The organism is Pseudomonas sp. TE3895 (assembly GCF_056278855.1).
The window spans coordinates 4,840,548-4,865,344 of sequence record NZ_JBWBQE010000001.1 but is presented as its reverse complement, the minus strand read 5'-3'; the positions used below and the strand labels follow the sequence as shown (position 1 = coordinate 4,865,344).

Below are 24,797 nucleotides of genomic sequence, written 5' to 3'. Positions count from 1 at the left end.
GAATGCCCCGGTTTTTCGACCGGCCCGTCCCGAGGGCCGGCACCTTCCCTGTAAAGGATGGTTTCATGAATGATCTTTTGACCCGGCGTGCGGTTGTCGCCGGCATGGGCGTTCTCGGGCTTGGCCTGCTGGCAGGCTGCAGCCCGGCCCGGGGGCTCGAGTTCAAGTACGGCAAGAACATGAGCAACGAAATCCTCGGGCGCAAGTTCAGCCTCAAAGACCCGCAAGGTAACGTGCGCACCCTGTCGAGCTTCTACGGCAGCATGCCGATGGTCTTCTTCGGCTTCACCCAGTGCCCGGCCGTCTGCCCGACCACGCTGGCGCGCGCGGCGCAGATTCGCAAGCTGCTGAGGGGCCGCGACCGCGACCTGTTCCAGGTGGTGTTCATCACCCTGGACCCGGAGCGCGACACGCCCGAGGTGCTCGATGCCTACGTCAAGGCCTTCGACCCGACGTTCACCGCGCTGACCGGCACCCCCGAGGAAATTGCCGCTGTGGCCAAGGAATTCAAGGTGTTCTACGAGAAGGTTCCGGCCGGAGACACCTACACCATTTCTCACTCGTCCACCAGCTACGTCTACGATACACGTGGCACCCTGCGCCTGAGCCTGGGGCATTCCCTGAACGCCAAGGAATGCGCCGAAGATCTGGTCACCCTGATGGAGATCTGCTGAATGTCGATGCAACCGATCAAACGCGGTTTGGCTGCCCTGGTACTGATGGGGCTGGCCCTGCCGGCCCTGGCCCAGACCACCGTGAGTGATGCCTGGGTGCGTGCCAGCGTGCCGCATCAGCAGTCCACCGGTGCTTTCATGGTGCTGACTGCCAGCAGCGACAGCAAGCTGGTGGGTGTGGCTTCGCCCGTGGCCAAGAACGTGCAGGTGCACGAGATGACCATGAACGGTGACGTGATGGGCATGCGTGAGGTCAAGGCTGTCGAATTGCCAGCCGGCAAGGCAGTGACCCTGGACCCGAATGGCCTGCATGTCATGCTGATGGGCCTGAACAATCAGGTGAAGGAGGGTGACAAAGTGCCACTGACCCTGACCATCGAGGATGCCAAGGGCGCCAAGGAAACCCTGGACGTTCAGGCGCAAGTGCGTGCACTCAACGCCGACGCGGGTGGTGGGCATGATCACATGCACATGAACCACTGACAGATCAAAGGGCCGCGTTCAGCGGCCCTTTTTTTCAACTGCGCCTTTCAGCTACGAAAGCGCGGCAGCGGTCTGTCGAGGGTCAGCGACGTCAGGGTCTTTCGAACCTGGGCCTCATCGGCCTCCAGTGCCTTCAGGCTAGCGCGGATCTTGCCGGCGGCGGGCACATCGCCCTGCCGGTCGATCCAGTCGGCAATCTCCTTGCAGGCACTGCTCAGACAGGCCTGGCGCTGGTTCATCAACGACAGAAGGGTGGTGAGCTCTCTTTCGGACATGGCAGGATCCTCCATTCAGCCTTGTCAGTGTAGCAGAGGGTTGGCCAGGCTCTTGCGGCCTTTGCAAGGCGCGCTGCGGCAGCTGCCAGTGGCTGCTCTCGCGGCGCAGTAACAACTCGTTACTTATAAACAGCATGTTTAAAGTTGATGCTCGTGCCGTGCAAGGGATTCAGGGCTCGGTTTCTGAACGTGACCTGTTGAAGTGCTCAACTGCACAGTCGGGAAAATGCCGTCGGGTCTGCATTCAAAGAATGGTTGTTGTAGGAAAATTCCGCGTTTCTGATTTTCGCTTGCAGAAAGCATCGGCGTTGTTACAACTTTCATGTTGAGCTCAATCCTGGCCGAGTCTTAGATTGAGTTGGCCAATATTTGGCAATCTCAATCGGCTCAAAGGAGTGCCCATATGAATCTACAATCCGAGTGTTCAGGAGCGATGTCGCCAGGAAGTACCCGCTAATGCTGGCATTGCGCCTTAACCCCGGAACGCGTTCGCTGTCGCTGGGCTACAGCTTTTCCAAATGTGGTGAATTTGCCTTCGAGGCTGCATTTGCCGTGGCGATCGTGTCCATCACAGATGCGGATATGCTTTTGATCGGCATCGCCTACTTTTTTCGTTACTTGCCAAGTGTGGTGTTTTCGCCATTGGGTGGCTGGCTGGCAGATAACGCCAACAAGAAACACACACTATTAGCAATCGAGGTGACAAAAGGCCTGCTGGCACTTTCCTTCTTTGCCTTGTTCAGCGTGTTCACGCCAGTATTACTTGCGTTAGTGGGCCTCGCAATGGTCATGACAGCGCTCGAATGCCTTTATGTGCCCACGTTTCGCGCGTACTTTCCGGACCTTGTCGAAAAGGATGAGTTAGCCACGGTGAACAGCGGTATCCAGGTGATCGAGGACGCCGCCTCGATCCTCGGGCCGCTGGTCTTTTCGGCCTGTGTGTTACTGCTGTCTCGAGAAGCCACTTTCTTGTTTTTTGCAATGTGCCTTGTCGTGTCGGCCATTTGTATCGCTACCCTGACGCCTGCCAGGCGTAGTGTCCAACAGGCATTCGATGGGTGCGCCATAATCAGGGATGCGGCGAGCAGTGTGAGTCAGTTGAGGGCCGGCAATGCGCCGTTGTTCGCTGTCATTGGCTGCACCACACTCTGTGCGATGTTCGCCACGTCGGTGATTCGCTTTATCCTTCCAGCATCGGTGCTGGAGCACTTCGCCTCTGAAGCGGCGGTTGGATACGTGTTTTCACTGCTTGCGGCAGGCACGGTGGTGGGGGGCATGCTTTACACGCGCTTCAATCCTCGTACAACCGCAGCAATGGTGCTGCGCTACTGGATGCTCTATGGGGGGCTATTTTTTGCTGCAGCAGTGGCGCTGCAATTCAATAACTGGCTGTTCCTGTTGATTCTGTTCCTGGTTGGCTTCATTGGTGCATTTGTCGATATCGCAATCGTGACCAACATCCAGTGCTTGTCGAGGGAGCATGAAGTGGGCAGGAGTTTTTCCCTCTATTACTTCACCGCCGTGATGGGTGATGCCGTATCAGGATTGATTGCCAGTTTGGTCTTCGTGCTTGCGGGGCCGGCAACCTTTATCTGGATGACGCTCATGTTATTCATCGCGCCAGTGCGCTGGAACATGAAAGGACGTGGCCCAGATGTCGACAGCCGTACATAGCTTGGGCCTGGCGTATAGATGCAAGTTCGAGAGGGCGCTGCCGCCCTTTCATGCGCGTAGAGCAGAGTGAACGCAGGCTTGCCGATACGCCCCCGGGGTCACCCCATAGGCTTGCTTGAACTGCCGGCTCAAATGGCTCTGGTCGGCAAAGCCGAGGTCGAACGCCACTTGCGAAGCGGCCAGGCCGTGCTTCAGCATTTCGCGGGCGCGGGCCAGGCGGCGTTGCTTCAGCCAGGCATGGGGTGGCAGTCCGGTGGCCTGGCGGAACACCCGGGCGAAGTGGAACGGCGACAGGTTGACTGCTGCCGCCAGCGCTTCCAGTGAGGGCGGGTCGGCCAGTTGGCTTTCCAGCAGTTCGCGGGCGCGGGCTACGGCCAGGGGTTCGTGGCCAGGGACCGAAGGCTCGGCGCACTGCCCGTGCCGTTGCACCAGGGCCAGCACCGCCTGGCGCCAGGCCGTCTGCTGCTGCAAGGCGCTGGCGCTGGCTTCGGACAGCTGATGCAGCTGGCTGAACGCGAGGGCCAGGGCCGGGTCATGGATCACGCTGTCCTTGAAGCTGGGCATGCCGTGGCGGCCCAGTTCCAGTTCGTCGAGCACACCGGTGACCCGCTCGTGCTCGGGATAGAAGCCGCGATAACGCCAGCCGGCTTCATGGGCCGTAGCGCCGGTATGCAGTTCGTCGGGGTTGATCAGCACCATGCTGCCAACCGGTGCCAGGTGCTCGCTGCCGCGGTGCCAGAAGCGCTGGGCGCCCGACTCGATCACGGTGAATACATAGCCTTCGTGCACATGCGGGGCAAAGCGCTGCTGATAGTAGCGAGCGTGCAGCATCTCGACGTCGCCCAGGGCTGGCGCCTGCCAGAGGTGTGTCTGCTCGCGCAAGGGCGGGCTCATGCCAGCCAGCTGCGCAGAAGGAAGAAGATCAACATGCTCACCAGCATGCTCAGCAATACGCTGCGGGTCAACAACACCAGGGCGATGGCCACAAGGGAGCCCAGCAGGTAGGGGTTGAGCAGGCTCAGGTTGAGCTGGTGGTCAGCCATGAAGATGATCGGGCCGCAGATGGCGGTGAGCATGCCCGGCACGGCAAAGCCGAGAAACTGCCGGGCATTCGAGCTCAGGCGCAAGGGCAGGCGCGGCTCCAGGAATGCGTAGCGGTTGAGAAATACGATGGCGCCCATGGCGAAAATCAGGATCCAGGTCATGCGCGGGCTCCGGCGAATTTCTGGCAGATGAACCCGGCGCTCATGCCCAGCAGGCCTGCGACCACCAGGGCGGTTTCCCAGTGCCAGTAGCTGAACAGCACTGAACAGAACAGCGACACGGCTACGCACACCACGGTGGCCAGGTTGCGCACCAGCGGGGCGATCAGGGCGACAAAAGTGGCGACAATGGAGAAATCCAGGCCGAACTGGTCCAGGTGTGGAATATTCTGGCCCAGCAGTATGCCGGCCAGGGTGAACAGGTTCCAGGCGATGTAGAAGGTCAGGCCCACCCCCAAGGCATACCAGCGGTTGAATTGCTGCTGGTCGTACTGGCTGGTCAGGGCGAAGAATTCGTCGGTCAGCAGAAAACCCAGGCCGAGCCGCCAGCGCAGCGGCTGGCTGGACAGTACCGGGCGCATCGACAGGCCATACAGCAGGTGCTGCGAGGTCAGCAGCAGGGTGGTGAGCAGGATCGATGCCAGGTTGGCCCCCCCTTTGAGCATGCCAATGGCCACCAGCTGCGCGGCGCCGGCGAAGACGATGGCCGACAGCCCCTGCCCCTGCCAGGCGCTGAGGTTGGCCTCGATGGCCATGGAACCGGCCAGCAGGCCCCAAGGGGCAACGGCCAGGGACAACGGGAGAATGGCAATGGCGCCGTGAAGAAAGGCTTGGCGGGCGATGTGGGGCATGATGGCTGCATGACGGCTACGAGGCAGGCCAGCATGACAGACGGGGCAGGGGATGGCTTGAACGATCTTGCTGGTCTAGGCGTGTTCGCCTCAACCTCAGTGGCCAACTGACAACAGGGCCGCAAAGCGGCCCCGAATGACCCTGGGTTATGGGCGGCTGGTCAGCAGCTGTTGCGCCGTTGCGCAGCCATTGATGTCTACGGCTTTCTGCAGCAGGCTCTTGCGCTGCTGTGGGTCGAGGTCGCCAAGCAGGCGGTACACCTCGGCCTGGTAGTCGCGCTGTCGCCCCCACAGCATTTCCAGGCCTTGTGGCCGGCTGCGGTTGCAAGCCAGGCGTGTGGCCGGTTGCGGGTAGTAGGGGGCGTACACGGTGGCCATGCTGGGGATGGCCTCCAGCGCTGTACGGTACTCGCTGCTGACGTTGTAGGGCCGGCACCAGGTGGCAATGGCGGGCGCCGGTGCGGCAAACCCCTGCTGGAGGCTGGCTTCGAGCAACGGGCAGGCGGCCTCCGGGATTTGCGCGGCGGGCAGGTACGTCATGTAATACAGCGCCAGGCGGTACTGTGCGACCGGGTGGCCAAGCTCTACCGATTTTTTCAGCAGGGCAACCGCTGTCGGCAAGGTGTGAGCCATGGCCTGGCCCTGGCGGCTAAGCTCAGGGTCGCCGCCCACTGCGGTGCGCAGCGTGCTGGCAGCGTCGTCCTGGTTGTCGGCCTGCTCCAGTAGCGGCAAGGCCTGACGGTAGAGCAGGTCGGCATGAGGGTCGATGCGTACCTCCAGCGCTTGCGCGGCCAGTGGCATCAGCGCAGCCAACAGCGGGGGCAGGCGTCGCACAAGGCTCACAGGCAAACCCCATGGGTGGCCAAGTACGGATGGACGGCTTCGGTGTTCATGGCGGTCAAACGTGCGCCTCGGGCAAATCGTAACGACGACGTATTCTAGCCACCCAAGGGGGGTGGCCGAAAGACCACCCGACAACTGTCAGACGAGCTTGATCGGCGTGACCTTGCGCTGGGCATGTTTTTCCTGGGCCAGCCCAAGCTTGGCGGTGATCACCTTGGCCAAGGCATTGTTGCCCAGATCGTTCAGGTGCAGGCGGTCGATGAACAGGTCGGCGCCGAACACGGGCGAGCTGTCGAGCATGCAGTTCATGTCGTAGCAGGGCACCGGGTCGGCCTGGCTTTTGATACGGCGGAAAAATGCCGAATGCAACTGTCTGTCGAATGCCCCCTCCAGCAGCCGGTCGAAGTTGGCCGGTTGTTGCTGCAGCGCGGTCAGCATGGCTTGCTCGCCGGCGGGCAGGGTATCCCGGCACCAGGGCAGCAGCGGTTGCAGGATGAAGGTGAGCGTGGCGTGGCTGTCTGCCAGCAGACGGTCCCATTGGCGCAAGGTGCGGCCAATGTTGTCGGCGGCACGGGCCAGTCGTTTTTCCGGGGAGGACAGTGGCCAGCTGACCGGGGCTGTGACCACGGGAGGGGTCAGCGCCTGGCCGATGCGCCGCCACAGCGACTGCCGACGGGGCGGTGCGCAGGGCTGCATGCCTTCGCTAAAACTGTTGAGAAAGGCCTGGTAGGCCTTGGCGTGCTGCGGGTCGTTGGTACCTGCGAGGACTTCACACAGGGCTTCGTGGGCCAGGCTGTTGAGGCCACTGAGCACCACCACATGGCCGAGTTGGCCAAGGCGGTGCTGGTGGGTCAGGAACATCATCAATTCCTGGGTGGCGTTCAGCCCGCAGCCGGCCAGGCTCAGCCAGACTTCGCCCGTGAGCATCGACAGGTGCGAGGCCACTGTGTGTTCGTCGGAGCTGGCGCCGATGCCCAGGGCTGTGGAGCCGCCGACCAGCAGGTTGATGCGCGACGCACCACCGTGCTCGGCCGCCGAAAAGCGCTTGCCGGCGCAATGGCTGTAGCGCAAGCCAAGGGCATCGGTGTTGATGGTGCCGGAGCGGTAGCCGGTTTCGTGCACATGCAGGGTATAGGGGGCACGGCGACTGCCCAGCAGGAGAAAGCGCTGGTAGTCCTGCTGCAGCGGCGAAGGAGACGGGCGCGTGTCAGTCGTGGTCATGGTCTCTCCTTCGCTTAAGCCGGGTACTTTGCAGCAGATTCAGGCCGCCAGTTCCTTGAGGTTGTACAGCAGGCCGCCGGCGGCGATCAGCAGCAGGGCGACGCCCGACGCCAGGCTGATGATGCGGTTGCTGCGCTGCGAGGCGATCTTGCCGATGGCGAAGATGTACAGGCTGAGCACGGCGAAATCGATGGCCACCCACAGCAGCGACAGCACCACCATGCTCTTGCCGAACGATTCGGTGATCTGAATGAACTGCGGGAAGAAGGCGATGAAGAAAATGATGTCTTTCGGGTTGGAAATGCCCACCATGAAGCCTTGCATCAGCCCGCCGCGACCAGCCTTGGGGGCCTCGCTCGCTGCGTCTGACGCGGGTGCCTGCAGGGCGTCCCTCAGCGTGCCCACGGCAATGTAGCCGATGAACAGGCAGCCCAGCAGGCTCATGGTGCTGAGCCATGTTTTGTCGATGGCGGCACTGGTGAGGATGATCCACGCTGCCGCGCCGATCAGCACCAGTGATGCCCAGTTGGTGCCGACGGCGGTGAACATGGCCTTGCGCGAGCCGGAGGCGGCCGCAGTGTTGACGATCAGTGCCACCACCGGGCCGGGAGTGGCGATCAGTAGCAGCACGGTGAGGGCGTAGGTGGCGGTGAGTGCGGTATTCACGGTCAGTTCTCGATCAGTATGTCGGGTGTCGCCTGGTGTGCGGCATGGGCGTGGAAGGGGCAGCGTGACGGGTTGAGCGAGCCTGCCTCCTGCAGTTGATACTGCTTCCACTCGTAGTTGTCGGTATCGCCGAAAAAGCCAAGGGTGTCGGGCACAACGCCGTCGTTGTAGTGGTGCACGCGCTCGCGAATGCGCTCGCGGATGCGCTTGCCACTCTCGGTGTTGGCATTGGCCACTTCGTCGAAGTTCTCCCGCGGGTTGATGACGAAGGTGATGTGCTGGCCCAGATTGCGGCTTTTCATCTGCTGATGGCCGGGGAAGTTCATGTTGATGAACAGCGGCATGCCGGCATAGCAGAACGACCAGCCGGTATCGTCGGGATCGGTCGGGATGCCCTGAGGCCAAGGGTGCGGGTCGCGCGCATGCACGCCGCGCAGTACCTTCCAGGCCAAGGCCTGTTGCTCGGCCAGGCTGCTGCCGGCGGCGGTTTCGAGAAACACCACCAATGGGCTGCCGATGCGCTGCTTGGGCGCGATCGGTGCGACGGTGCGCACATAATTGGCCAGGCCCTGTGCGATATCATCGGCCAGTTGCTCGGCGCGGGCGAAGAGAATGTGGCAGGTTTCGCCGTTTACCGCCTTGCGGCCGAACAGGCAGGGGAATTCGGGGTTGGCGAGAATACTGCGAAAGTGTTCTATGGTTTTGAACGTCCAGTGTTGCATGGTGTGTCCATGTTCAGCGGCGAGCTCCAGCGCATCCAGGCGATAGCAATTTCCATATCCCGTAAACATGATTTCCCCAGGCGTTGATTTAAGTGAACGTTCCAGTCACATGCAGGCAGGATCTTGGTTATGTTTGTTATTTACCGGCATTTTCCGAGACGCTCCTGTCGTTGTAAAACGCGTGGAGTTATGACCTACTATTAGTCTTACTCATGCTCGGGACGCCGCCATGTCGGAACGAATTCAGGCCTTGCACGCGCTGCGTGCCTTCGAGGTGGCCTCTCGCTATGGCTCTTTCACCCGCGCTGCTGAGGAGCTGGCCCTGACCCAGGGCGCCGTCAGCCACCACATCAAGACCCTCGAAGCCCTGTTTGGCTGCGACCTGTTCGAACGTCGGGGCCCGAAATTGAGCCTGACCGAGCACGGCCGCCTGCTGGCGCAAGAGCTGAAGGTAGGCTTCAAGATCATCGAAAATGCCTGCGCACTGCTGCGTCAGGATCGCTACGGCCTGCGCCTGAAGGCGCCGTCCACGCTCACGGTGCGCTGGCTGCTGCGGGCGCTTGATGCATTCAAGAAGGTCGAGGACAACTGCAGCGTGCAACTGTCCAGTGTGTGGATGGATATCGACAGCGTGGACTTCTATTCTGAGCCCTACGACTGCGCCATTCTCCTGGCCAGTGGGCGTTTTCCCGCCGATATCGAGAGTTTCAAGCTGTTCGATGAATGGCTGATCCCGGTATGCCATCCGGATTACATGACGCAGGCACAACCGCAACTGTCCGACCTGCCCCGATGCGAGTTCCTGCACCCGTCACCCGACCGGCGTGACTGGCGGCGTTGGCTGGCGCGAATGGACGCGCTGGACATCAGCATCGACCAGGGGCAGGTGTTCGATACCCTCGACCAGGGCATATCGGCCGCCCAGCAAGGCTTGGGCATTTCAGTGGTCGATCTGGTACTGGCCAGCACCGACCTGGCCGCCGGGCGCCTGGTCACGCCTTTCAAGCATGCCGTGGCCACCGGCGACGGTTACTACATGACCTGGCTCAAGGCCAGCCCAAAAGCGCGGCAAATGCACAAGCTGCGTGACTTCCTGCTCGGCCAGGTACCGCCGCTGGCCTACAAGGACATCAACTACCTGTACGGTTGAATACCCGATCGAGCATGAAGTCGATGAATACCCGTAACTTTGGCGGCATCTGCCGCCCGGACGGCCACAGCAGATAGAAGCTGCCGCGCCGTTCCATGAAGTCGTCGAGGACACTGACCAGTGAGCCATTGCCCAATTCACGACCCACGTTGAAGTCCGGCAGACAGGTAATGCCGCGGTGGTTCAAGGCAAAGCAGACGCGTGTTTCGACGTGGTTGCAGACCATCGAGATGGGGATGTCATAGGCGTGCTCGGGATGCTCCTGGCGCAGCGGCCAGGTTTCCAGCTTGCCGTTGCTGGGGAAGCGATAATGCAGGCAGGTATGCGCTGCCAGGTCGCGTGGGTGCAAGGGTGTGCCGCGTTCGCGCAGGTACTCGGGCGAGGCTACCAGGCGGTGCTGAAAGTGCCCGAGGAATTTGGCGCTGAGCCGGGAATCCACCGGCTGCCCGCCGCGCATCACCACATCGAAGCCTTCGCCGACGATATCCACCATGCGGTCGGAGAAGTCCAGGTCCAGTTCAACCTGTGGGTACAGTGCCATGAACTCGGCCAGTGCCGGCATTACCAGTCTGGTCACCTGCGGCATGCTCACCCGCAGGCGCCCGCGCGGCGTTTCGCTGGCCTGCGACAGCTCCTGCTCGGTGGCTTCGATTTCGGCAAGGATGCGCCGGCTGCGTTCGAGGAACATCGTGCCCTCGGCGGTGAGGGTGATGCTGCGTGTGCTGCGGTGGAACAGGCGCACGCCCAGGCGGCTTTCCAGGCGCGCCACGCGCTTGCCCACTGCCGAGGCACTGATCCCCAGTGACTGGCTGGCGGCAACGAAGCTGCGGGTTTCGGCCACCCGGTTGAAGACCACGAAGCCGCTGAGGCTGTCCATGTCGCACTCCTGATTGCGGACGCTGGTGTCCTGGGTGAGCGGCATTGTAACCGTCTTTTTCCGCAATGGCCTTGTCTTGCAGACTGTTCGCCTCGTCTCTCACTCAAGGCATTTGCAATGTCCCAGACATCTTCCGCACCGTTGCTGGCTGCCAGCAACGAACGTTTGCCCGTTGGCGGGCTGCTGGCGCTGGCCATGACCGGTTTCATCGCCATCCTCAGCGAAACCTTGCCGGCGGGTTTGCTCGACCAGATCGCTGATGGCATGCACATCAGCCAGGCCATGGCTGGGCAATGGGTCACGGCGTATGCCTTGGGCTCGTTACTGACCGCCATCCCGTTGGTGACGTTGACCCAAGGCTGGTATCGGCGCCGGGCGCTGTTGCTGGCGATCATCGGCTTCGTGCTGTTCAACGGGCTGACGGCCCTGTCGGACTCCAACACGCTGACCCTGGTGCTGCGCTTTTTCACGGGGGCTGCGGCCGGCCTGGCATGGGGCCTGATCGCTGGCCATGCCCGGCGCATGGTGCCGGTACCGTTGCAGGGCCGGGCCATGGCGCTGGCCATGCTCGGGCAGCCGATTGCCTTGTCGCTCGGCTTGCCGATTGCGACCTGGCTGGGAGCGGGGCTGGGCTGGCGCGCGACGTTCGTGGTCGTCACGCTGGTGGCGTCGCTGCTGGTGGTGTGGGTGTTGCGATCCGTGCCGGACTACCCGGGGCAGGCTGCCGGCAAGCGCCCGGCGGCCATGCAGGTATTGCGCACGCCGGGGGTGTTGATCGTATTGCTGGTGATCCTCACCTGGATCCTTGGCCATAACATTCTCTACACCTATATCGTGCCGTTGCTGGCGGCGGCTGGCATGGCTGCGGACATTGGCCCTGTGCTGATGGTGTTTGGTCTGTCGGCGCTGGCCGGGATCGGCCTGGTAGGGCTGCTGGTCGACCGGCACCTGCGCAAGCTGGTGTTGCTGAGCCTGGCCGGTTTTGCCTTGGCCACACTGGCATTGGGGCAGGCATCGTCGTGGCTTGTGTACTTGAGCATCGCCTTGTGGGGAATGACCTATGGCGGCGCCCCGACCCTGCTGCAGACAGCGTGCGCCGACGCCGCAGGCCCGGGTGGTGATGTGGCGCAGTCGATGCTGGTGACGGTGTGGAACTGCGCCATTGCCCTGGGCGGGATCATTGGCGGATTGCTGCTGGCTGGGGCCGGCGTGGAGTGGTTTGGCGGGGTGGTGCTGGTGTTGATCGCCTTGGCCTGGCTGCTGGCCGTGGCCGGGCGGGGGAGCGGTTTTGTGGCGGGTAGGCGCTAAAACACTCATGCCAGGCACGACACAGGTAGAATAGCGCCATCTACAGACAATCCAGAGGTCGACGCAGTGGAGTTGCAGCAGGGTTTTGTCCTGACCCGGCACTGGCACGATACGCCGGAAGGCACCTGCGTGGAGTTCTGGCTGGCCACCGATGCCGGGCCGCGGCTGTTGCGGCTGGCGGCGCAGGAGTCGGTGGCTTTCATTCCTCAGGCGCAGGCCGAGCACGCCCGTGTGCTGCTGGCCAACGAAACCGGGACGAAGCTCAAGCCACTGCGCCTGAAGGACTTCGAGCATCGCCCGATGCTCGGCCTGTATGCCCGCCAGCATCGCCAGTTGATGCAACTGGAGCAGCGTCTGCGCACGGCCGGTATCGACGTGTTCGAGGCCGATATCCGCCCGCCGGAGCGTTACCTCATGGAGCGCTTCATCACGGCGCCGGTGCAGTTCACTGGTCAGCCGGATACGCAGGGCGTTTACCGGGACGCCCAGCTCAAGCCGCAGCCAGGCTATCGCCCGGCGCTGCGCCTGGTGTCGCTGGACATCGAGACCAGCGAGCGTGGCGAGCTGTACAGCATCGCGCTGGAGGGCTGTGGTCAGCGCCAGGTGTACATGCTCGGCCCGGCCAACGGCGATGCCACCGGGCTTGACTTCGACCTGGAGTATTGCGCTGATCGCGCCGCCTTGATTACCCGGCTCAACCAGTGGATGGCCAGGCATGACCCGGACGCGATCATTGGCTGGAACCTGGTGCAGTTCGACCTGCGCCTGCTGCATGAGCACGCCAAGTCGTTGCAGGTTCCACTGGCCCTGGGGCGCAACGGTGCGGTCATGACCCTGCGCAGCCATGCCGGTGGCGGCCATGTTTTCGCCGATGCGCCGGGGCGGCTGCTGATCGATGGCATCGAGGCGTTGCGTTCGGCCACCTGGAGCTTTGCCTCGTTCAGCCTGGAGAACGTTGCCCAGACCCTGCTGGGTGAAGGCAAGGCCATCGACACGCCGTACCAACGCATGGACGAAATCAATCGCCGCTTCGCCGAAGACAAACCGGCCCTGGCACGCTACAACCTGAAGGACTGCGAACTGGTCACGCGCATTTTCGCCCATACCCGGCTGCTCGACTTCCTGCTCGAACGTGCCTCGGTGACGGGATTGGCCGTGGACCGCAGCGGTGGGTCGGTAGCCGCGTTCTGTCACTTGTACATTCCACAGATGCACCGCCTTGGCTTTGTCGCGCCCAGCCTTGGCAGCCGGCCGGACGAAGCCAGCCCCGGCGGGTTTGTCATGGATTCGCGACCAGGGCTTTACGACTCGGTGCTGGTGCTGGACTACAAGAGCCTGTACCCGTCGATCATCCGGACCTTTCTCATCGACCCGGTCGGGCTGATCGAAGGCCTGCGCCAGCCTGACGACGCACATTCGGTCGAGGGCTTTCGCGGTGGGCGGTTTTCACGCACACAGCACTGCCTGCCAGCCATCGTCGAACGGGTGTGGCAGGGCAGGGAAGCGGCCAAGCGCGAGGGCAATGCGCCGCTGTCGCAGGCCTTGAAAATCATCATGAATGCCTTTTATGGCGTGCTTGGCTCCAGCGGTTGCCGTTTCTTCGACCCGCGCCTGGCGTCGTCGATCACCATGCGCGGCCACCAGATCATGCGCCAGACCAGGTCCCTGATCGAGGCGTGTGGCTACGATGTGATCTACGGTGACACCGACTCCACCTTTGTCTGGCTCAAGGGTGCCCACGCCGAGGCAGACGCGGCGCGCATCGGCCGCGAGCTGGTGGCAAAGGTCAACCAATGGTGGCAAGCCCACCTGCACGAGACCATGAACCTGCAGAGCGCCCTGGAACTGCAGTTCGAGGTGCATTACCGACGCTTCCTGATGCCCACCATCCGCGGTACCGATGAAGGCAGCAAAAAGCGCTATGCCGGCCTGGTGCAGCGGGCCGATGGTTCGCAAGAGATGGTTTACAAGGGCCTGGAATCGGTGCGCACCGACTGGTCACCGCTGGCCCGGCAGTTCCAGCAGGAACTCTACGGCCGAGTGTTCCGCAGCGAGCCCTACCGTGATTATGTCCGCGAGTACGTACGGCGCACGTTGGCGGGCGAGCAGGACGAACTGCTGGTTTATCGCAAGCGCCTGCGTCGCCCGCTGGCCGATTACCAGCGCAACGTGCCGCCGCATGTGCGTGCCGCACGCCTTGCCGACGACTACAACAAGCGTCTGCAGCGCCCTCTGCAGTACCAGCGTGGGGGCTGGATCAGTTACGTGATCACCACCGCCGGCCCTGAGCCGCTGGAAAACCTGCAGGCACCGATCGATTACGATCACTACATCAGCCGTCAGCTACTGCCGGTGGCCGACGCCATCCTGCCCTTTGTCGGCGATGATTTCGCGCGCCTTACCGACCATCAGTTACTGCTGTTCTGAACAGGTGGTAGATAGCTAGGCGTCAGCCTGACGCTACAGTCTTCAGACTCGGCCCTCCATGTCGTCGCGGAGGCAGAGATGCAGAACAATAGCCGTCAACCATCGGCTGCGGTCGATACCCTTGCCATGGCCCAAGCATGCCAGGACCACTACATTGCACAGCGGCTGCCGGCCTGGATGAAGCGGCTGAGCGTGGCCGAATTCACCCTGCTGAGCGAGGCGCTGCCTGAACTGCTGGCCTGCCGCGCAGGCTTGGTGTCAGCGCTGGCGCGGCTACGCAACCTGAATGCATTTACCCAGCCCTTGCTGCAGCAAGCGCTCGGTGCCCACGGCGACCTTGACGTCGATCGCCTGTACTTTCGCCAGTGGTACACCTTTACCTCGCCCACGATCCATTATGTAACCAGTCGGCTTCCGGTCGTCGGCAGCGATTACTACGACATCCCTCTGCTCGAGGCCGCTTTGAGCAATTTCACCGCAGAACAGCAGCGCGACCAGCCACAGGGCAATTGCCTGGTCGATGTGCGCGGCGCAAGGCGTAGTGAACTGTCTGCACCGGGCTTCGCCAGGCTGTGTCGAGCGCTGGATCTTGGGCAGAAATACCAGGCGCATCTGGATTCGGTACTCCAGCCTGAAGTCAGGGGGTTGCTGACGCGACGGCAACGCTACAGCATGCTGGTGGATGCCCTGCAGGCCAGGGCGCAGGGCGTATTGAGCGCAGACGAACTGCAGTGGGTGGTGGCGCTCTGCACCAAGGACACGCTCGGCAAGCTCGAAGGCGCATCGGTTCGCGTACGCCAGTTGGCGTTGTTCGGTTGCCGCTTGCAGCAAATCGTCGTGCTGGACGTGATCGACGCGGGCGTGCTGTTCAACACCAGCAAGCGCGTGCTGGTCTATGTACCGGGTGACCCGCACGGCCCCTGGAGCGTGCGCAGCGACCTGGAAGATTATGCCCGCCGGGTGCTTGGCAAACGCCTGCGCGAAGATGACTACCGGCGCTTCTTCAACCGCTTCGTGCGCCGACGCGATAGCCAGCGATTCTTCTCGGCCGTCAGTGAGCGCCTCGATGACGTGCCCGGCTGGGCAACCCGCGACCTCGATGAGCAAACCTCTGCCTATCGCCTGCCATTGTTCGAACACCTTGCTGACGACTGGATTGCGCAGATCAAGGACGATGCTGCGGTCATCGCCCCGCCCGTGGCCTTGCTTGATCGCGAGGTCCAGGCCGAACACGCCCGCCGTTTGCGTGCTGAAGGCTGGACCCTGTTGGGTGTTGCAGGGTTTTTCGTTCCGGGCATCGGCGCGGTGTTGTTGGGGGTGATGGCCTGGGAACTGCTTGAGCAGGCGTTCCAGGCTGTAGGGGATTGGCAGGACAACGAACGCAATGCGGCACTGGCGCACCTGCTGAAGGTTGGCAAAGGGCTGCTGGCGGTGGGGGCAACCGTTGCCGTCGTCGCCACGGCCCGACGCGCCTGGACCGAGGTGGACAAGCTGGTACCGGCGCAGCTGGAAAACGGTGAGGAAAAGCTGTGGAACGCAGACCTCAGCCCCTATCGCTGCGAAAGCCCGTCAGACACGGCGGTGCTGGACATGGAGGGTGTGCACCGTGTTGGCGAGCGCCGCTGGATCAGCATGGACGGCCACTGGTATGAGGTGACCTGGCACAATGATGATGAACAGTGGCAATTGCTCCCTTACCAGGGCTATGCGCCGCCGCTCCGTCACAATGGGGCCGGCGCGTGGCGGCTGTGGTGTGAACAGCCCGCCGAGTGGGGCGACACACGCCAGTTGTTCCGCCGCCTGGGCGGGCCATTCAGCGACCTTGACGATGCGCAGATCGACCAGTCGCTGGCGATCCATGGCCTCGATGATCAGCACCTTCGGGCATGGCATGTGTATGGCCTTGCGCCGGAAGCAGCGCTGGTCGACACCGTCGCACGCGTGCGGCTCGCCGGCAGGATTGGGACGTTGATCAACCACTTGCGCGAGGGAGGGGTAACGGCAGACCCGCTACTGCTGGAGCAGGTCATGCGCCTTCCACAGGCCGCCGGCAAGGACGGAGCAGCGTTGGCCGATGTGGCTTGGGCCGGGCGACGAGCACTGCTGCAGGCGGTGTACGAAGAGCAGAATCCCGACACGGAAACGGGCCGTCTCTTACGGCAGAATTTTGCCAGCCTGCACCGCCTGGCTGCGGATGAGGTGCTACGCGATGCCAGCGAGGATGACCTGCAGCTTTTGCGTGAAACGGGGCGCGTGCCGTTGCCGATGGCCGAGGCAGCAAGGTTGCAGGTTGCGCGAATTCGAATGGCGCGGGTGTATGAGGCGCTGAGCATCGATACGCCGCAAAACCTCGACCTGGCGCGTGTGGTACTTAATCTGCTGGTGCATGTGCCGGGGGCTGGCGGGCCCGGGTGGCGATTGTACGACGGTGATGCCAGCGAGCCGTTAGTGACGGTCGAGGGAACGGGGCAGACGTTTGACTTGCTTCATCGTCATGGGCTGTTCCGCCTGCGTACCCGAACGCACACGGTTGCCGGTGAGAGGGGGGAGTTGTTCGAGACCTTGGCCGCAGCCTATGACGACGCATCGCAAGCGGCCATCGGCCAAGGCCGGTCGTTTGTGCCTGCGCTGCGCCAGGCGCTGACCGACGTTGCTATCGAGCAACGCCAGACCGTGGTGAATCTGCTCAGGCTGGAACAGCCGACCGGCTCGTTTCTCCCGCCACAACGTCTGGCTGATGGCAGGGTTGGCTACCCCTTGGCGGGCGGCAGGTTCTGGGGGGCGCTGGGGCGGAACAGGCCCAGGGCGCTTCAGGCTCGGCTGCGTGATCTGTACCCAGCTTTCAGTGACGAGCAGATCGGGCACTGGCTCGCATCAGGCGACGCGCAGGCCAGGTTACAGAGGCTGGAACAGCAATACGGGGTGCTCAAGAGACACTTGACCCAGTGGGCGCGCAGTGCCTTGCTGTCATCAGAACTGCCCGCCCGGCGTGAGTTCAGAAAGGGGCTGATCAACTGCTGGCGCTGTCTTGTGCCGGAACTGCAAGGACAAGCAGCACTGGACGACGGGCGCTTCATGCTTACCCAGACCATCAGCCGCTTGCGCCATCTGCCGGCCCTGCCCGCGCAAGTGGGCTTTCCCCACGTCTCGATCCTGGCCTTGCGCGCCATGCGCGTGGAGCACGTTCCGGATGAGTTTCTGCGGGCGTTTCCCAACTTGCGCAACCTGGAAATCACCCATTGCCGACTCACGCGTTTGCCATTGCCGCTGATGCTTGTCCAGAAACTGGAGGTGCTCGACTTGTCTGGTAACCAGATCGCCCTCGACCAAGGCCAGGCGTTGGTCCTGGCGGATTGCCGGTCCCTGGTGTACCTGAACCTTTCAGACAACCCGCTGCGCAGGGCATTTTCCGTCCAGGCAATGACCGAACTGAATGCCCTCTACCTGTCGAACACCCAGTTACCCGAGTGCCCCTATGGGCTGATGGACGCGCCAGAACTGCACACCCTGAACCTCAGCGGCAACCGTATTTCTGAACTGCCCGAGGGTTTTCATCAGTCGCAGCTGTGGCGCTTGGGCAGGGTCGAGCTTTCCGGCAATCGGCTGGGGGGTGCGCAGGATGGGTTATCAAACTGGCATTTGCTTGAGGCCAGTCGCGTGCCTTACCGGTTGCGCATTCTGGATGCGCTACCTGGCGAACGTCGAGATGAAATGGCTGCACTGTGGGCCCATCTGGAGGCAGAGGAGCAATCGGAAGCGTTCTTCAATACCCTGTCGATGCTGACGGAATCGGGCGCCTTCAGCTTCTCATCGACTGCATCCGCGCTCGCGGCCCGCATGTTCGACATGTTCCAGGCGATGTCTGAGCATGATGCCCTCAGGCTGGAGCTGTTCGAGCACGCTGCGGCGACCGGTTGCCAGGATAACGCCACCGCGCGTTTCGCCAACCTGGAACTGCGAGTGATGATATGGCGCACGAGGCACAGCGGATCTGCCCGGCCTGAACGGGCCTTGCTGAAGCTCGGTGCCCGGATGTGGCGGTTGGCGGTGCTTGAGCAAATTGCCGCTGAACATGCTCATCGGGTGGGGGCGAGCGCTGAATCGATCGAATTCGCCTTGGCCTATCGAATCGGTTTGCGCACGTCTCTGGACTTGCCTGGCCAACCCGATGAAATGCTCTATGCAGGCATCCCTGCCTTGAGTAGCCAGGACCTTCTCCTGGCCCGTGAAAGGGTTCTGGCGCGACAGACCCGGGAGGGCATTGCTGATTACCTGTCACGCCAGTGGTTCTGGCAGGATTACTTGCGCAAGGCCTGCGCGGTTCGCTTGCAAGTGCCCCAATCCATGCACGCTGAGCTGGAACGGCTGATGGCGCTGGGGAATCGGGACGAGGAAATCGCGCGGCTGCAGATCCGCAATCAGCAACGCGAGCATGCGGTGTTGCTGCAGTTGACGCTGGAGGCGCTGGACCGGAACACGGTGCAGCGTCCGCTCAGCTAGCGGGTTGGCGGTTGTCTGAACGCAGGCATTAGCTATATAGCGCCTGGCGGGGAGCAGGCAACTTAGTCTGGCCTCTTTTCATGAAGAGGCCCCCGCTATGGACACCACTTTGCCGTCAGATGCGCAGGCCGCCATCGATGCGTTCCAGGACGGCATCATCGGCAGGCGCCTGCCACCCTGGTTGCGTCATGCACCCGCTGAGCAACTGCCTGAGATCGGCAGGGCATTGTCAAACAGCCTTCGCTGCTGTGAGCAAGTGAACACGGTGCTGCGAGGCATCGAAGGCCTCGACAGTTTCGTCGCATCAGCCCTGGGAAAGGCCCTCGACGAGCGTTACGGGCTTGGCCGTAACCCGCACGTGCTCAGGTTCCTGGAGGGCCGCCGGGAACCTGTGATCAACAGTCAGCCGGTGGGCGCGCACCTGACTACCGTGGTCTATGAAGAAAAGCCGCTGCTCGAAGTGGCATTGCGCAACTTCACGGACGCGCAGGCGCAGGAAGGTGGCCAGCCGCGCGGTAACCGCCTGCTGCTTCCACGCCACGGCACGGTCAAACCCCCTACGAGCATCGAGTTTGCCGGACTGTGTCGTGAGCTGGACCTGGGTGAGCGCTATCAACGTCATCTGGATGCCATCCTCACGCCCTCTGGCAGTGCCGAGCGCCTGGTATCGCAGCTTGTAGATGCCACGCGCTACACCATGCTTGTGGACGCTTACAAAGCCAGGCAAGAGGGAACGCTGGATGCCAGCGAACTCAATGTGATGGTGGCTGTGTGCGAGAAGGGTGAGCTGCCGCGCTTGGCGGGCGACCTTGTGCAGGCCAGGCAACTGAAATTGCTGGGTTGCCAGATTGAGCAGGTGACCGTGTTCGTAGTGGTTGAGCAGGGCGTTTTGTTCAACACGACGCGTCGGGTGTTGCTTTACGTGCCTGGAGACCCTTTTTCGCCCTGGCGCGCGTTCGAGAGCCTCGACAAACTGAACCGCGAACTGGGCCGTCGCTTGCGAGACAAGGCTTACCAGCGTTTTTTCAGCCGCTTCGTGCTGCGGCGCGACAGCCAGGCTTTTTTCGCCCAGGTCGCGGAGCGCTTCGATGGCCTGCCGGGCTGGGCTTTTCGCGATCTCGAACCGCGCTTGCAGGCTTACCCGCAGCCGTTGTTCATCAGCCTGGCACAGGCACGTATCCACCAGATCAAGGACGATGCGGCGATGATCGCGGTGCCTGTGGCCAGGCTGGATCGTGAGGTTCAGCGCCAGCATGACCTGCGCCTTGCAGCCGAAGGATGGGCGCTGCTCAACCTGGCCAGTTTCTTTCTGCCTGGGCTTGGCCTGGCGCTGCTGGCCGTGACGGCCTACGAACTACTGGGTGAGGTCTACCATGGCGCCGAGGCCTGGCAGCAAGGCGATCGTCAGGAGGCGCTCGACCATTTGACCCACGTGGCGACAGACCTTGCCGTGCTGGCGACCACGGTAGCCGGGGTGGGTGTCGCTCGACGGGTTTGGGCACGCTCTGCGAAGGTCGATGCCATGGTGCCGGCCCGGCTGGAGGACGGCACTGAGAAACTTTGGCAACACGACTTGACCCTGTTTCAAAGCCAGGCCCCCGTTGCGGCCTCGAGCCGGGATGCCTTGGGTATTCGGCGTCAGGACGGGCGGGCCTGGATCGAAATGGACGGGCATCACTATCGCGTGGCAGAGGCGGGTGATGATCAATGGCAGTTGTATCCGGTCGACGGCCACGGGCCGTTGCTGCGCCACAATGGCGCAGGTGCCTGGCGTTTGTGGAGCGAGCAACCGGCTCGGTGGACCGACAAATACCGCATGTTCCGGCGTTTGGGCGAACCCTTCAATAGGCTGAATGACGAACAGATCGATGAGGTTCTGCTGTTCCATGGCCTTGATGGCGACGACCTGCGTGGCCTGCATGTACACGCCCAGGCACCGAGCCCTGGGATGATCGACAGTGTGGAGCGGGTCAGGCTTGATCAACGCATCCGCAGCATGATTGGCCGTCTGCGCAGCGGCGACCCGGTAGCAGATACAACAGTGCTCGATCACGCTCGGCGCCTGCCAGGCGCGAGTGGCCTGACAGATCAGGCACTGGCCGCGTTGGCATGGACACAGCGCCGAACACTGCTGCAGCACCTTTTCGAAGCCTTGCAGCCCAGCGACACCGCTGGCAGCGCGGCGTTGCGCCGGGTGTTCCCGAGGCTGAGCGCGCGCACTGCGCAAGCACTGGTACAGGCCGCCAGCAGCATTGATCGCACGCGGCTGCTGTCCAGCGGCAGGGTTGCACTGGGGCTCGCCGAAGCGGCAAGGGGCAGTGTGCTGGCTACCCGCCAGGCTCGGGTATTTGAAGCGTTGTACCTTGATACCCCGCAGCATGCAGACCTGGCACGGGTGGCCTTGGGCTTGTTGCGGTATCTACCCGGAGGTGAAGGTGTGTGCTGGCGCCTGTACGAAGGTTGCCTGGGCGGGCCGATGCTGGCGAAGACCGAGCAAGGGCAGCGGGCGTTCGATCTGGTGCACGTGAACGGTACGTTTCAACTGCATGGCAGCCAGGGCACGGCGCTGGGTGAGGCAGGTGAGTTGTTTGACGTCATGGCGCCAGCCTATACCGAAGCGCAGAGGGCGGCGATGGGGATCGGCGATCCATTTACGCACAACCTCAGGGTGATACTGGCGCGCGAAGCGGCACGCCATCGTGATGAGATCAGTCGTTTGCTTGGCGCGGTACGCCCAGGTGCTGTCCGAGGGCCCATGCGCTTGGCCGATGGACGTATTGGCTACCCACTGGGTGGTGGCGGAGTAGGTGGGTTCGCATCAAGGGGGAGTGCCCTGAGGGCAACGCTGCGCGATCTCTTTCCGTGGTTGAGTGATGAGCAGGTCGAGACCTTCGCCGATGACGCCAGGCGTTCAGGGCAGCAGATTGAACACGTACTGACTGACCTTCGCAATGAGTTCGCCATCCTGCGCATCACACTGAATACCTGGGTGGCACGAGGGCAGGGCGATGTCAGGGAAGATCGAGAGGCTTTACGCCAGACGTTGTTCAATTGTTGGCGGCGGTCGGTGGGCGTGGGGGAACTGCAGATCAATGCACAGGAAAACCTCCACGTCATGTTCTGCAATTTCAGATCGAGCGGCTTGCCCAACATACCCCCACAGGTCAGCTTCAGAGGTGTGACCAGCCTGTCGCTGCTGCACCTTGACCTTCTGGAGGTGCCCAGCAGCCTATTGCTGGCTTTCCCTAACCTGCAAACCCTCGATCTGGGAGGGAACCTGTTGACGCGCCTTCCGCAGCCGTTGCTGCAGATACCGCAGTTGCGGCATCTGAGCCTGACCAACAACCGGATCGTCCTGAACACTGCACAAACCGCCACATTGGCCAGTTGCACGAGCCTGCAGTCTCTCGACCTGTCCCACAACCCCCTGGGGAGCCGGTTCACGTTGGCGGGTTTGGCTGAGTTGCGTTGGCTGAACTTGCGCGACACACAGATCTCGCAGTTTCCACTGGGCGTGTTCGACAACGCTCAGTTGGTATCCGTTGACTTGCGGGATAACCGGATCAGGCACATTCCAGAGGGTTTCTACCAGTTGCCCGTGTGGCATCGGCGGCGGTTTCGCTTGAATGCGAACCCCTTGGGCGAGGCCCAGACGTTACGCTTGCAGGCTTCGTTGAGCAGCGTCGATCCGGCCCTCGACGAGGAGCAAGTGCTTCTGCGCCTGCAGCACGCGCGTGAAGTCTGGGGGGATGCCGTGGCCCCGGAGCATCGCGGCTTGATGCTTGCTGCCTGGGACTCGCTGGATGCAGGGCAGGACGCCGAGCGTTTTTTCCGTGTGCTTCGCCAGTTGTTGCTGTCCGAAGACTTTCGTGTCAATGCGCGTGCACTGGGCAATCGGGTAATGGCGGTATTGCAAGCGATGGCCATTACGCCAGAGCTGCGGCAGAACTTGCTGTCAGTGGCCAATGATGAGTGGGGGTGCCAGGACGGTGCAACCTGGTGCTTGAGCAACCTTGAACTGAATTTGTTGGTTTGGCAGGTTGAGCACGCGGCTCAGGGAGAAAGCGAACGCGCTTTGCTAGACCTGGGCAGACGTTTATGGCGCCAGGATGCAGTCGACATGTTCGCTACCCGATGGGCGCTACAGCATGGCAGGACGCTGGAAGGAAGCGAGGTGGGGTTGGCTTTCAGGATCGGGCTGAGGGAGCGTCTCGACCTGCCATTGCAGGTGGGAGAAATGAGCTTTCTTGCGATCTCAGGCGTCCTGGAGGCGGACCTTGCAGAGGCAGAGGCTGCGGTGCGGGATGCAGAAACACCGGAAGAGATTGCCCGCTCCATGGTTGACCGTGAATTTTGGCAGGCGCACCTGGAGCGTTCCCATCCTGAGCGATTCGCTGCGGTCGACCTGCCGTTCAGAAGGCAGCTTGAAACCGTGCTTGACGACGAAGCGCTGAGCGAAGGGGCCAGGATCGACCAGGCGGATGCCATTCGTGATGCTCAGCGCGCTGCACGCAGAGGGCTGATGCTGGATATGACGATTCAAGCGATGGAAATGGGACCCAAGGGGCCCTCGATCGATGTACGTTGACATGCGCTCAGGGCAAAGGCTTGCCCGGCCCTGTCAAAGCGGCTTTGGGCTATGCTCAGTCAAGCTGAATGTGGTTTGTACCAGCGCCGTAGTCTTGGCTTCAGGTGGCTCGGAAATCGACAGTTACTTTTACACACCCCGTTCTGGAATGAAGTGGTTTAGGCTCCCTGTCGGATTTTTCTCCGTGATCTGTAGTCATTGGTTTATCGAGACAATAAGGAGATACGCATGCTTGTCCGGTCACTGACCCTCGCAACCTTGCTTGCTGTTGCCGGCCCCCTGTTTGCCGCAGACAGTGATGCGCCTCTAGCCAAGGAACTGGGCAAGGCCAGACCATTGGTGGTTATCGCTCCCAGCAGTGCCGACCCAACGTTGCGAGGGCTGAACAAAGCGCTCGAAGACCCGGCCACCCAGGCAGCGTTCAAGGAGCGCAACCTTGTCCTGTACAGCGTCGCCAACATGATGGGCAAGCGAGAGGACAAGAACCTCGAGCAGCAGACCACAATGGCCCTGATTCGGGAACTGAAGCTGGGTGCGAGCAAGGGTACCAAGGTGATTCTGGTGGGCAAGGATGGTGAGCGGCACATGCTCAAGGACGACGACACCGGCGAGGCCATCGACCCACAGGTGATCCTCAAAGCGGTCGATGAACTGCCTGCCAGCGAAAAGGCGGTGGCAGCGCCCGAGCCCGTAGCGGCGGCCCCGCAAGCCAAGGACAAGGACAGCAAGCCGGCCAAGCCCGCCAAGCCAGCGGCCCCGCCCAAACCGCTGGAAGACTGATCACGCCTCATGGCCCCAAGGCAACTTGGGGCCCGTTGCCGGGTGGTGTGTATCGCACTGTATCTGCCTGTGCTGCAGACCTACTGCCATACAAAAGTGCGCCTGGCACGATACATCCACGACAAACCGCAACGGCCTAATGGCTCCACTTTCCAACCCCAGTGGAGCTGCATCATGACTCAAGCAAAAAACACCCTCGGCCTGCTCGGCGCCGCCCTGATCGGCAGCATGGCATTGAGCAACAGTGCGTTCGCCGTCGAGCCGCTGGCTCAAGGTTACCAACTGGCCTCGGCCAAAGTGGCCGGCGAGGGCAAGTGTGGTGAGGGCAAGTGCGGGGGGAGCGGCAAGGCTTCCCAAAGCGAAGGCAAGTGCGGTGAGGGTAAGTGCGGCGCCGGCGCCAAGGCTGGGGCTGAGGGCAAGTGTGGTGAAGGCAAGTGCGGTGACGCCTCGTTCGCCAAAACCGACAGCAATCACGATGGCAAGGTCTCGCGCGATGAGTTTCTGGCGGTGGCCAAGGACCGTGCCCGTGATTTCGACACGATCGACCGCAACCATGACAGTTTCATCTCCGAGCAGGAAGCGGCCGATCACCTCAAGGCGATTTATCAGGCCAATGGCAAAGCCATGCCTGATGGCTTGTTCAGCCACCTGACCGGCAAGCCCTGACGTTCTACCCCATGAAACGCCACAACGCTCCTCCTGCTGGCCAGGTGGG

Annotated in this window: 19 protein-coding genes; 10 read left to right on the top strand and 9 right to left on the bottom strand. The window is 62.2% G+C overall.

Going from position 1 to position 24,797, the window contains the following annotated elements; translation table 11 throughout:
• Window positions 1-65 precede the first annotated feature (65 nt).
• A complete protein-coding gene (locus tag ACZ889_RS22055) occupies window positions 66-674 on the top strand; it encodes an SCO family protein (RefSeq protein WP_003250418.1) in 609 nt (202 codons plus the stop codon).
• The gene (locus ACZ889_RS22050) at window positions 675-1,157 is read left to right on the top strand and encodes a copper chaperone PCu(A)C (RefSeq protein ID WP_476257814.1); all 483 of its coding nucleotides are present in this window, start codon (window positions 675-677) and stop codon (window positions 1,155-1,157) included.
• Between the two features lie 47 nt (window positions 1,158-1,204).
• Here the strand turns inward: ACZ889_RS22050 and ACZ889_RS22045 are convergent, their stop codons facing one another.
• Entirely contained in the window at window positions 1,205-1,432 is a 228-nt protein-coding gene (locus ACZ889_RS22045) for a hypothetical protein (RefSeq protein ID WP_003250422.1), read from the bottom strand.
• 456 nt (window positions 1,433-1,888) lie between these two features.
• On the opposite strand from ACZ889_RS22045, the gene ACZ889_RS22040 reads away from it, so the two are divergent.
• Window positions 1,889-3,106 (top strand): MFS transporter, encoded by a 1,218-nt coding sequence (locus ACZ889_RS22040; protein WP_476257813.1) that lies wholly within the window; start codon window positions 1,889-1,891, stop codon window positions 3,104-3,106.
• 48 nt (window positions 3,107-3,154) lie between these two features.
• Here the strand turns inward: ACZ889_RS22040 and ACZ889_RS22035 are convergent, their stop codons facing one another.
• From ACZ889_RS22035 to ACZ889_RS22005, 7 genes are all read right to left on the bottom strand, one after another.
• Entirely contained in the window at window positions 3,155-4,000 is an 846-nt protein-coding gene (locus ACZ889_RS22035; RefSeq protein WP_476257812.1) for an AraC family transcriptional regulator, read from the bottom strand.
• Window positions 3,997-4,311, bottom strand: a complete 315-nt coding sequence (locus ACZ889_RS22030; RefSeq protein WP_020193370.1) for an AzlD domain-containing protein — start codon at window positions 4,309-4,311, stop codon at window positions 3,997-3,999. Before ACZ889_RS22030 ends, ACZ889_RS22035 begins: the two co-directional genes overlap by 4 nt.
• Window positions 4,308-5,000 (bottom strand): AzlC family ABC transporter permease, encoded by a 693-nt coding sequence (locus tag ACZ889_RS22025; protein WP_004573762.1) that lies wholly within the window; start codon window positions 4,998-5,000, stop codon window positions 4,308-4,310. Before ACZ889_RS22025 ends, ACZ889_RS22030 begins: the two co-directional genes overlap by 4 nt.
• Before the next feature lie 147 nt (window positions 5,001-5,147).
• On the bottom strand, window positions 5,148-5,843 hold the full coding sequence (locus tag ACZ889_RS22020) for an SEL1-like repeat protein (RefSeq protein ID WP_265958759.1): 696 nt from the start codon (window positions 5,841-5,843) through the stop codon (window positions 5,148-5,150).
• A 138-nt stretch (window positions 5,844-5,981) separates the two neighbouring features.
• A complete protein-coding gene (locus tag ACZ889_RS22015; RefSeq protein ID WP_012052943.1) occupies window positions 5,982-7,064 on the bottom strand; it encodes a hypothetical protein in 1,083 nt (360 codons plus the stop codon).
• A gap of 39 nt (window positions 7,065-7,103) precedes the next feature.
• On the bottom strand, window positions 7,104-7,730 hold the full coding sequence (locus ACZ889_RS22010; RefSeq protein WP_010953344.1) for a LysE family translocator: 627 nt from the start codon (window positions 7,728-7,730) through the stop codon (window positions 7,104-7,106).
• 2 nt (window positions 7,731-7,732) lie between these two features.
• Window positions 7,733-8,521: a YqcI/YcgG family protein gene (locus tag ACZ889_RS22005; RefSeq protein WP_014753794.1), complete on the bottom strand. Its 789-nt coding sequence runs from the start codon at window positions 8,519-8,521 to the stop codon at window positions 7,733-7,735.
• Between the two features lie 160 nt (window positions 8,522-8,681).
• Between ACZ889_RS22005 and ACZ889_RS22000 the strand changes: the two genes are divergently transcribed.
• Entirely contained in the window at window positions 8,682-9,602 is a 921-nt protein-coding gene (locus ACZ889_RS22000; protein ID WP_003250438.1) for a LysR substrate-binding domain-containing protein, read from the top strand.
• Here ACZ889_RS22000 and ACZ889_RS21995 read toward each other — a convergent pair.
• A complete protein-coding gene (locus ACZ889_RS21995) occupies window positions 9,583-10,479 on the bottom strand; it encodes a LysR family transcriptional regulator (protein ID WP_003250440.1) in 897 nt (298 codons plus the stop codon). The two genes, ACZ889_RS22000 and ACZ889_RS21995, sit on opposite strands and share 20 nt — an antisense overlap.
• Before the next feature lie 117 nt (window positions 10,480-10,596).
• On the opposite strand from ACZ889_RS21995, the gene ACZ889_RS21990 reads away from it, so the two are divergent.
• From ACZ889_RS21990 to ACZ889_RS21965, 6 genes are all read left to right on the top strand, one after another.
• Window positions 10,597-11,787, top strand: a complete 1,191-nt coding sequence (locus ACZ889_RS21990) for an MFS transporter (RefSeq protein WP_104962102.1) — start codon at window positions 10,597-10,599, stop codon at window positions 11,785-11,787.
• 66 nt (window positions 11,788-11,853) lie between these two features.
• Window positions 11,854-14,214: a DNA polymerase II gene (locus tag ACZ889_RS21985; RefSeq protein WP_476257811.1), complete on the top strand. Its 2,361-nt coding sequence runs from the start codon at window positions 11,854-11,856 to the stop codon at window positions 14,212-14,214.
• A 78-nt stretch (window positions 14,215-14,292) separates the two neighbouring features.
• Entirely contained in the window at window positions 14,293-18,714 is a 4,422-nt protein-coding gene (locus tag ACZ889_RS21980; RefSeq protein WP_476257810.1) for an NEL-type E3 ubiquitin ligase domain-containing protein, read from the top strand.
• Between the two features lie 97 nt (window positions 18,715-18,811).
• The gene (locus ACZ889_RS21975) at window positions 18,812-23,302 is read left to right on the top strand and encodes an NEL-type E3 ubiquitin ligase domain-containing protein (RefSeq protein WP_476257809.1); all 4,491 of its coding nucleotides are present in this window, start codon (window positions 18,812-18,814) and stop codon (window positions 23,300-23,302) included.
• A gap of 228 nt (window positions 23,303-23,530) precedes the next feature.
• Window positions 23,531-24,082: a DUF4174 domain-containing protein gene (locus tag ACZ889_RS21970; protein WP_003250449.1), complete on the top strand. Its 552-nt coding sequence runs from the start codon at window positions 23,531-23,533 to the stop codon at window positions 24,080-24,082.
• 174 nt (window positions 24,083-24,256) lie between these two features.
• Window positions 24,257-24,748, top strand: coding sequence for an HvfA family oxazolone/thioamide-modified RiPP metallophore (locus tag ACZ889_RS21965; protein WP_180689612.1), 492 nt, complete (start codon window positions 24,257-24,259; stop codon window positions 24,746-24,748).
• Window positions 24,749-24,797: the final 49 nt, after the last annotated feature.

What these genes read in the sequence shown, in the direction of transcription:
- ACZ889_RS22055 (WP_003250418.1), top strand. Translation starts at nt 66, where the DNA reads ATGAATGATCTTTTGACCCGGCGTGCGGTTGTCGCCGGCATGGGCGTT.
- ACZ889_RS22050 (WP_476257814.1), top strand. Translation starts at nt 675, where the DNA reads ATGTCGATGCAACCGATCAAACGCGGTTTGGCTGCCCTGGTACTGATG.
- ACZ889_RS22045 (WP_003250422.1), bottom strand. Translation starts at nt 1,432, where the DNA reads ATGTCCGAAAGAGAGCTCACCACCCTTCTGTCGTTGATGAACCAGCGC.
- ACZ889_RS22040 (WP_476257813.1), top strand. Translation starts at nt 1,889, where the DNA reads ATGCTGGCATTGCGCCTTAACCCCGGAACGCGTTCGCTGTCGCTGGGC.
- ACZ889_RS22035 (WP_476257812.1), bottom strand. Translation starts at nt 4,000, where the DNA reads ATGAGCCCGCCCTTGCGCGAGCAGACACACCTCTGGCAGGCGCCAGCC.
- ACZ889_RS22030 (WP_020193370.1), bottom strand. Translation starts at nt 4,311, where the DNA reads ATGACCTGGATCCTGATTTTCGCCATGGGCGCCATCGTATTTCTCAAC.
- ACZ889_RS22025 (WP_004573762.1), bottom strand. Translation starts at nt 5,000, where the DNA reads ATGCCCCACATCGCCCGCCAAGCCTTTCTTCACGGCGCCATTGCCATT.
- ACZ889_RS22015 (WP_012052943.1), bottom strand. Translation starts at nt 7,064, where the DNA reads ATGACCACGACTGACACGCGCCCGTCTCCTTCGCCGCTGCAGCAGGAC.
- ACZ889_RS22005 (WP_014753794.1), bottom strand. Translation starts at nt 8,521, where the DNA reads ATGTTTACGGGATATGGAAATTGCTATCGCCTGGATGCGCTGGAGCTC.
- ACZ889_RS22000 (WP_003250438.1), top strand. Translation starts at nt 8,682, where the DNA reads ATGTCGGAACGAATTCAGGCCTTGCACGCGCTGCGTGCCTTCGAGGTG.
- ACZ889_RS21995 (WP_003250440.1), bottom strand. Translation starts at nt 10,479, where the DNA reads ATGGACAGCCTCAGCGGCTTCGTGGTCTTCAACCGGGTGGCCGAAACC.
- ACZ889_RS21990 (WP_104962102.1), top strand. Translation starts at nt 10,597, where the DNA reads ATGTCCCAGACATCTTCCGCACCGTTGCTGGCTGCCAGCAACGAACGT.
- ACZ889_RS21980 (WP_476257810.1), top strand. Translation starts at nt 14,293, where the DNA reads ATGCAGAACAATAGCCGTCAACCATCGGCTGCGGTCGATACCCTTGCC.
- ACZ889_RS21975 (WP_476257809.1), top strand. Translation starts at nt 18,812, where the DNA reads ATGGACACCACTTTGCCGTCAGATGCGCAGGCCGCCATCGATGCGTTC.
- ACZ889_RS21970 (WP_003250449.1), top strand. Translation starts at nt 23,531, where the DNA reads ATGCTTGTCCGGTCACTGACCCTCGCAACCTTGCTTGCTGTTGCCGGC.
- ACZ889_RS21965 (WP_180689612.1), top strand. Translation starts at nt 24,257, where the DNA reads ATGACTCAAGCAAAAAACACCCTCGGCCTGCTCGGCGCCGCCCTGATC.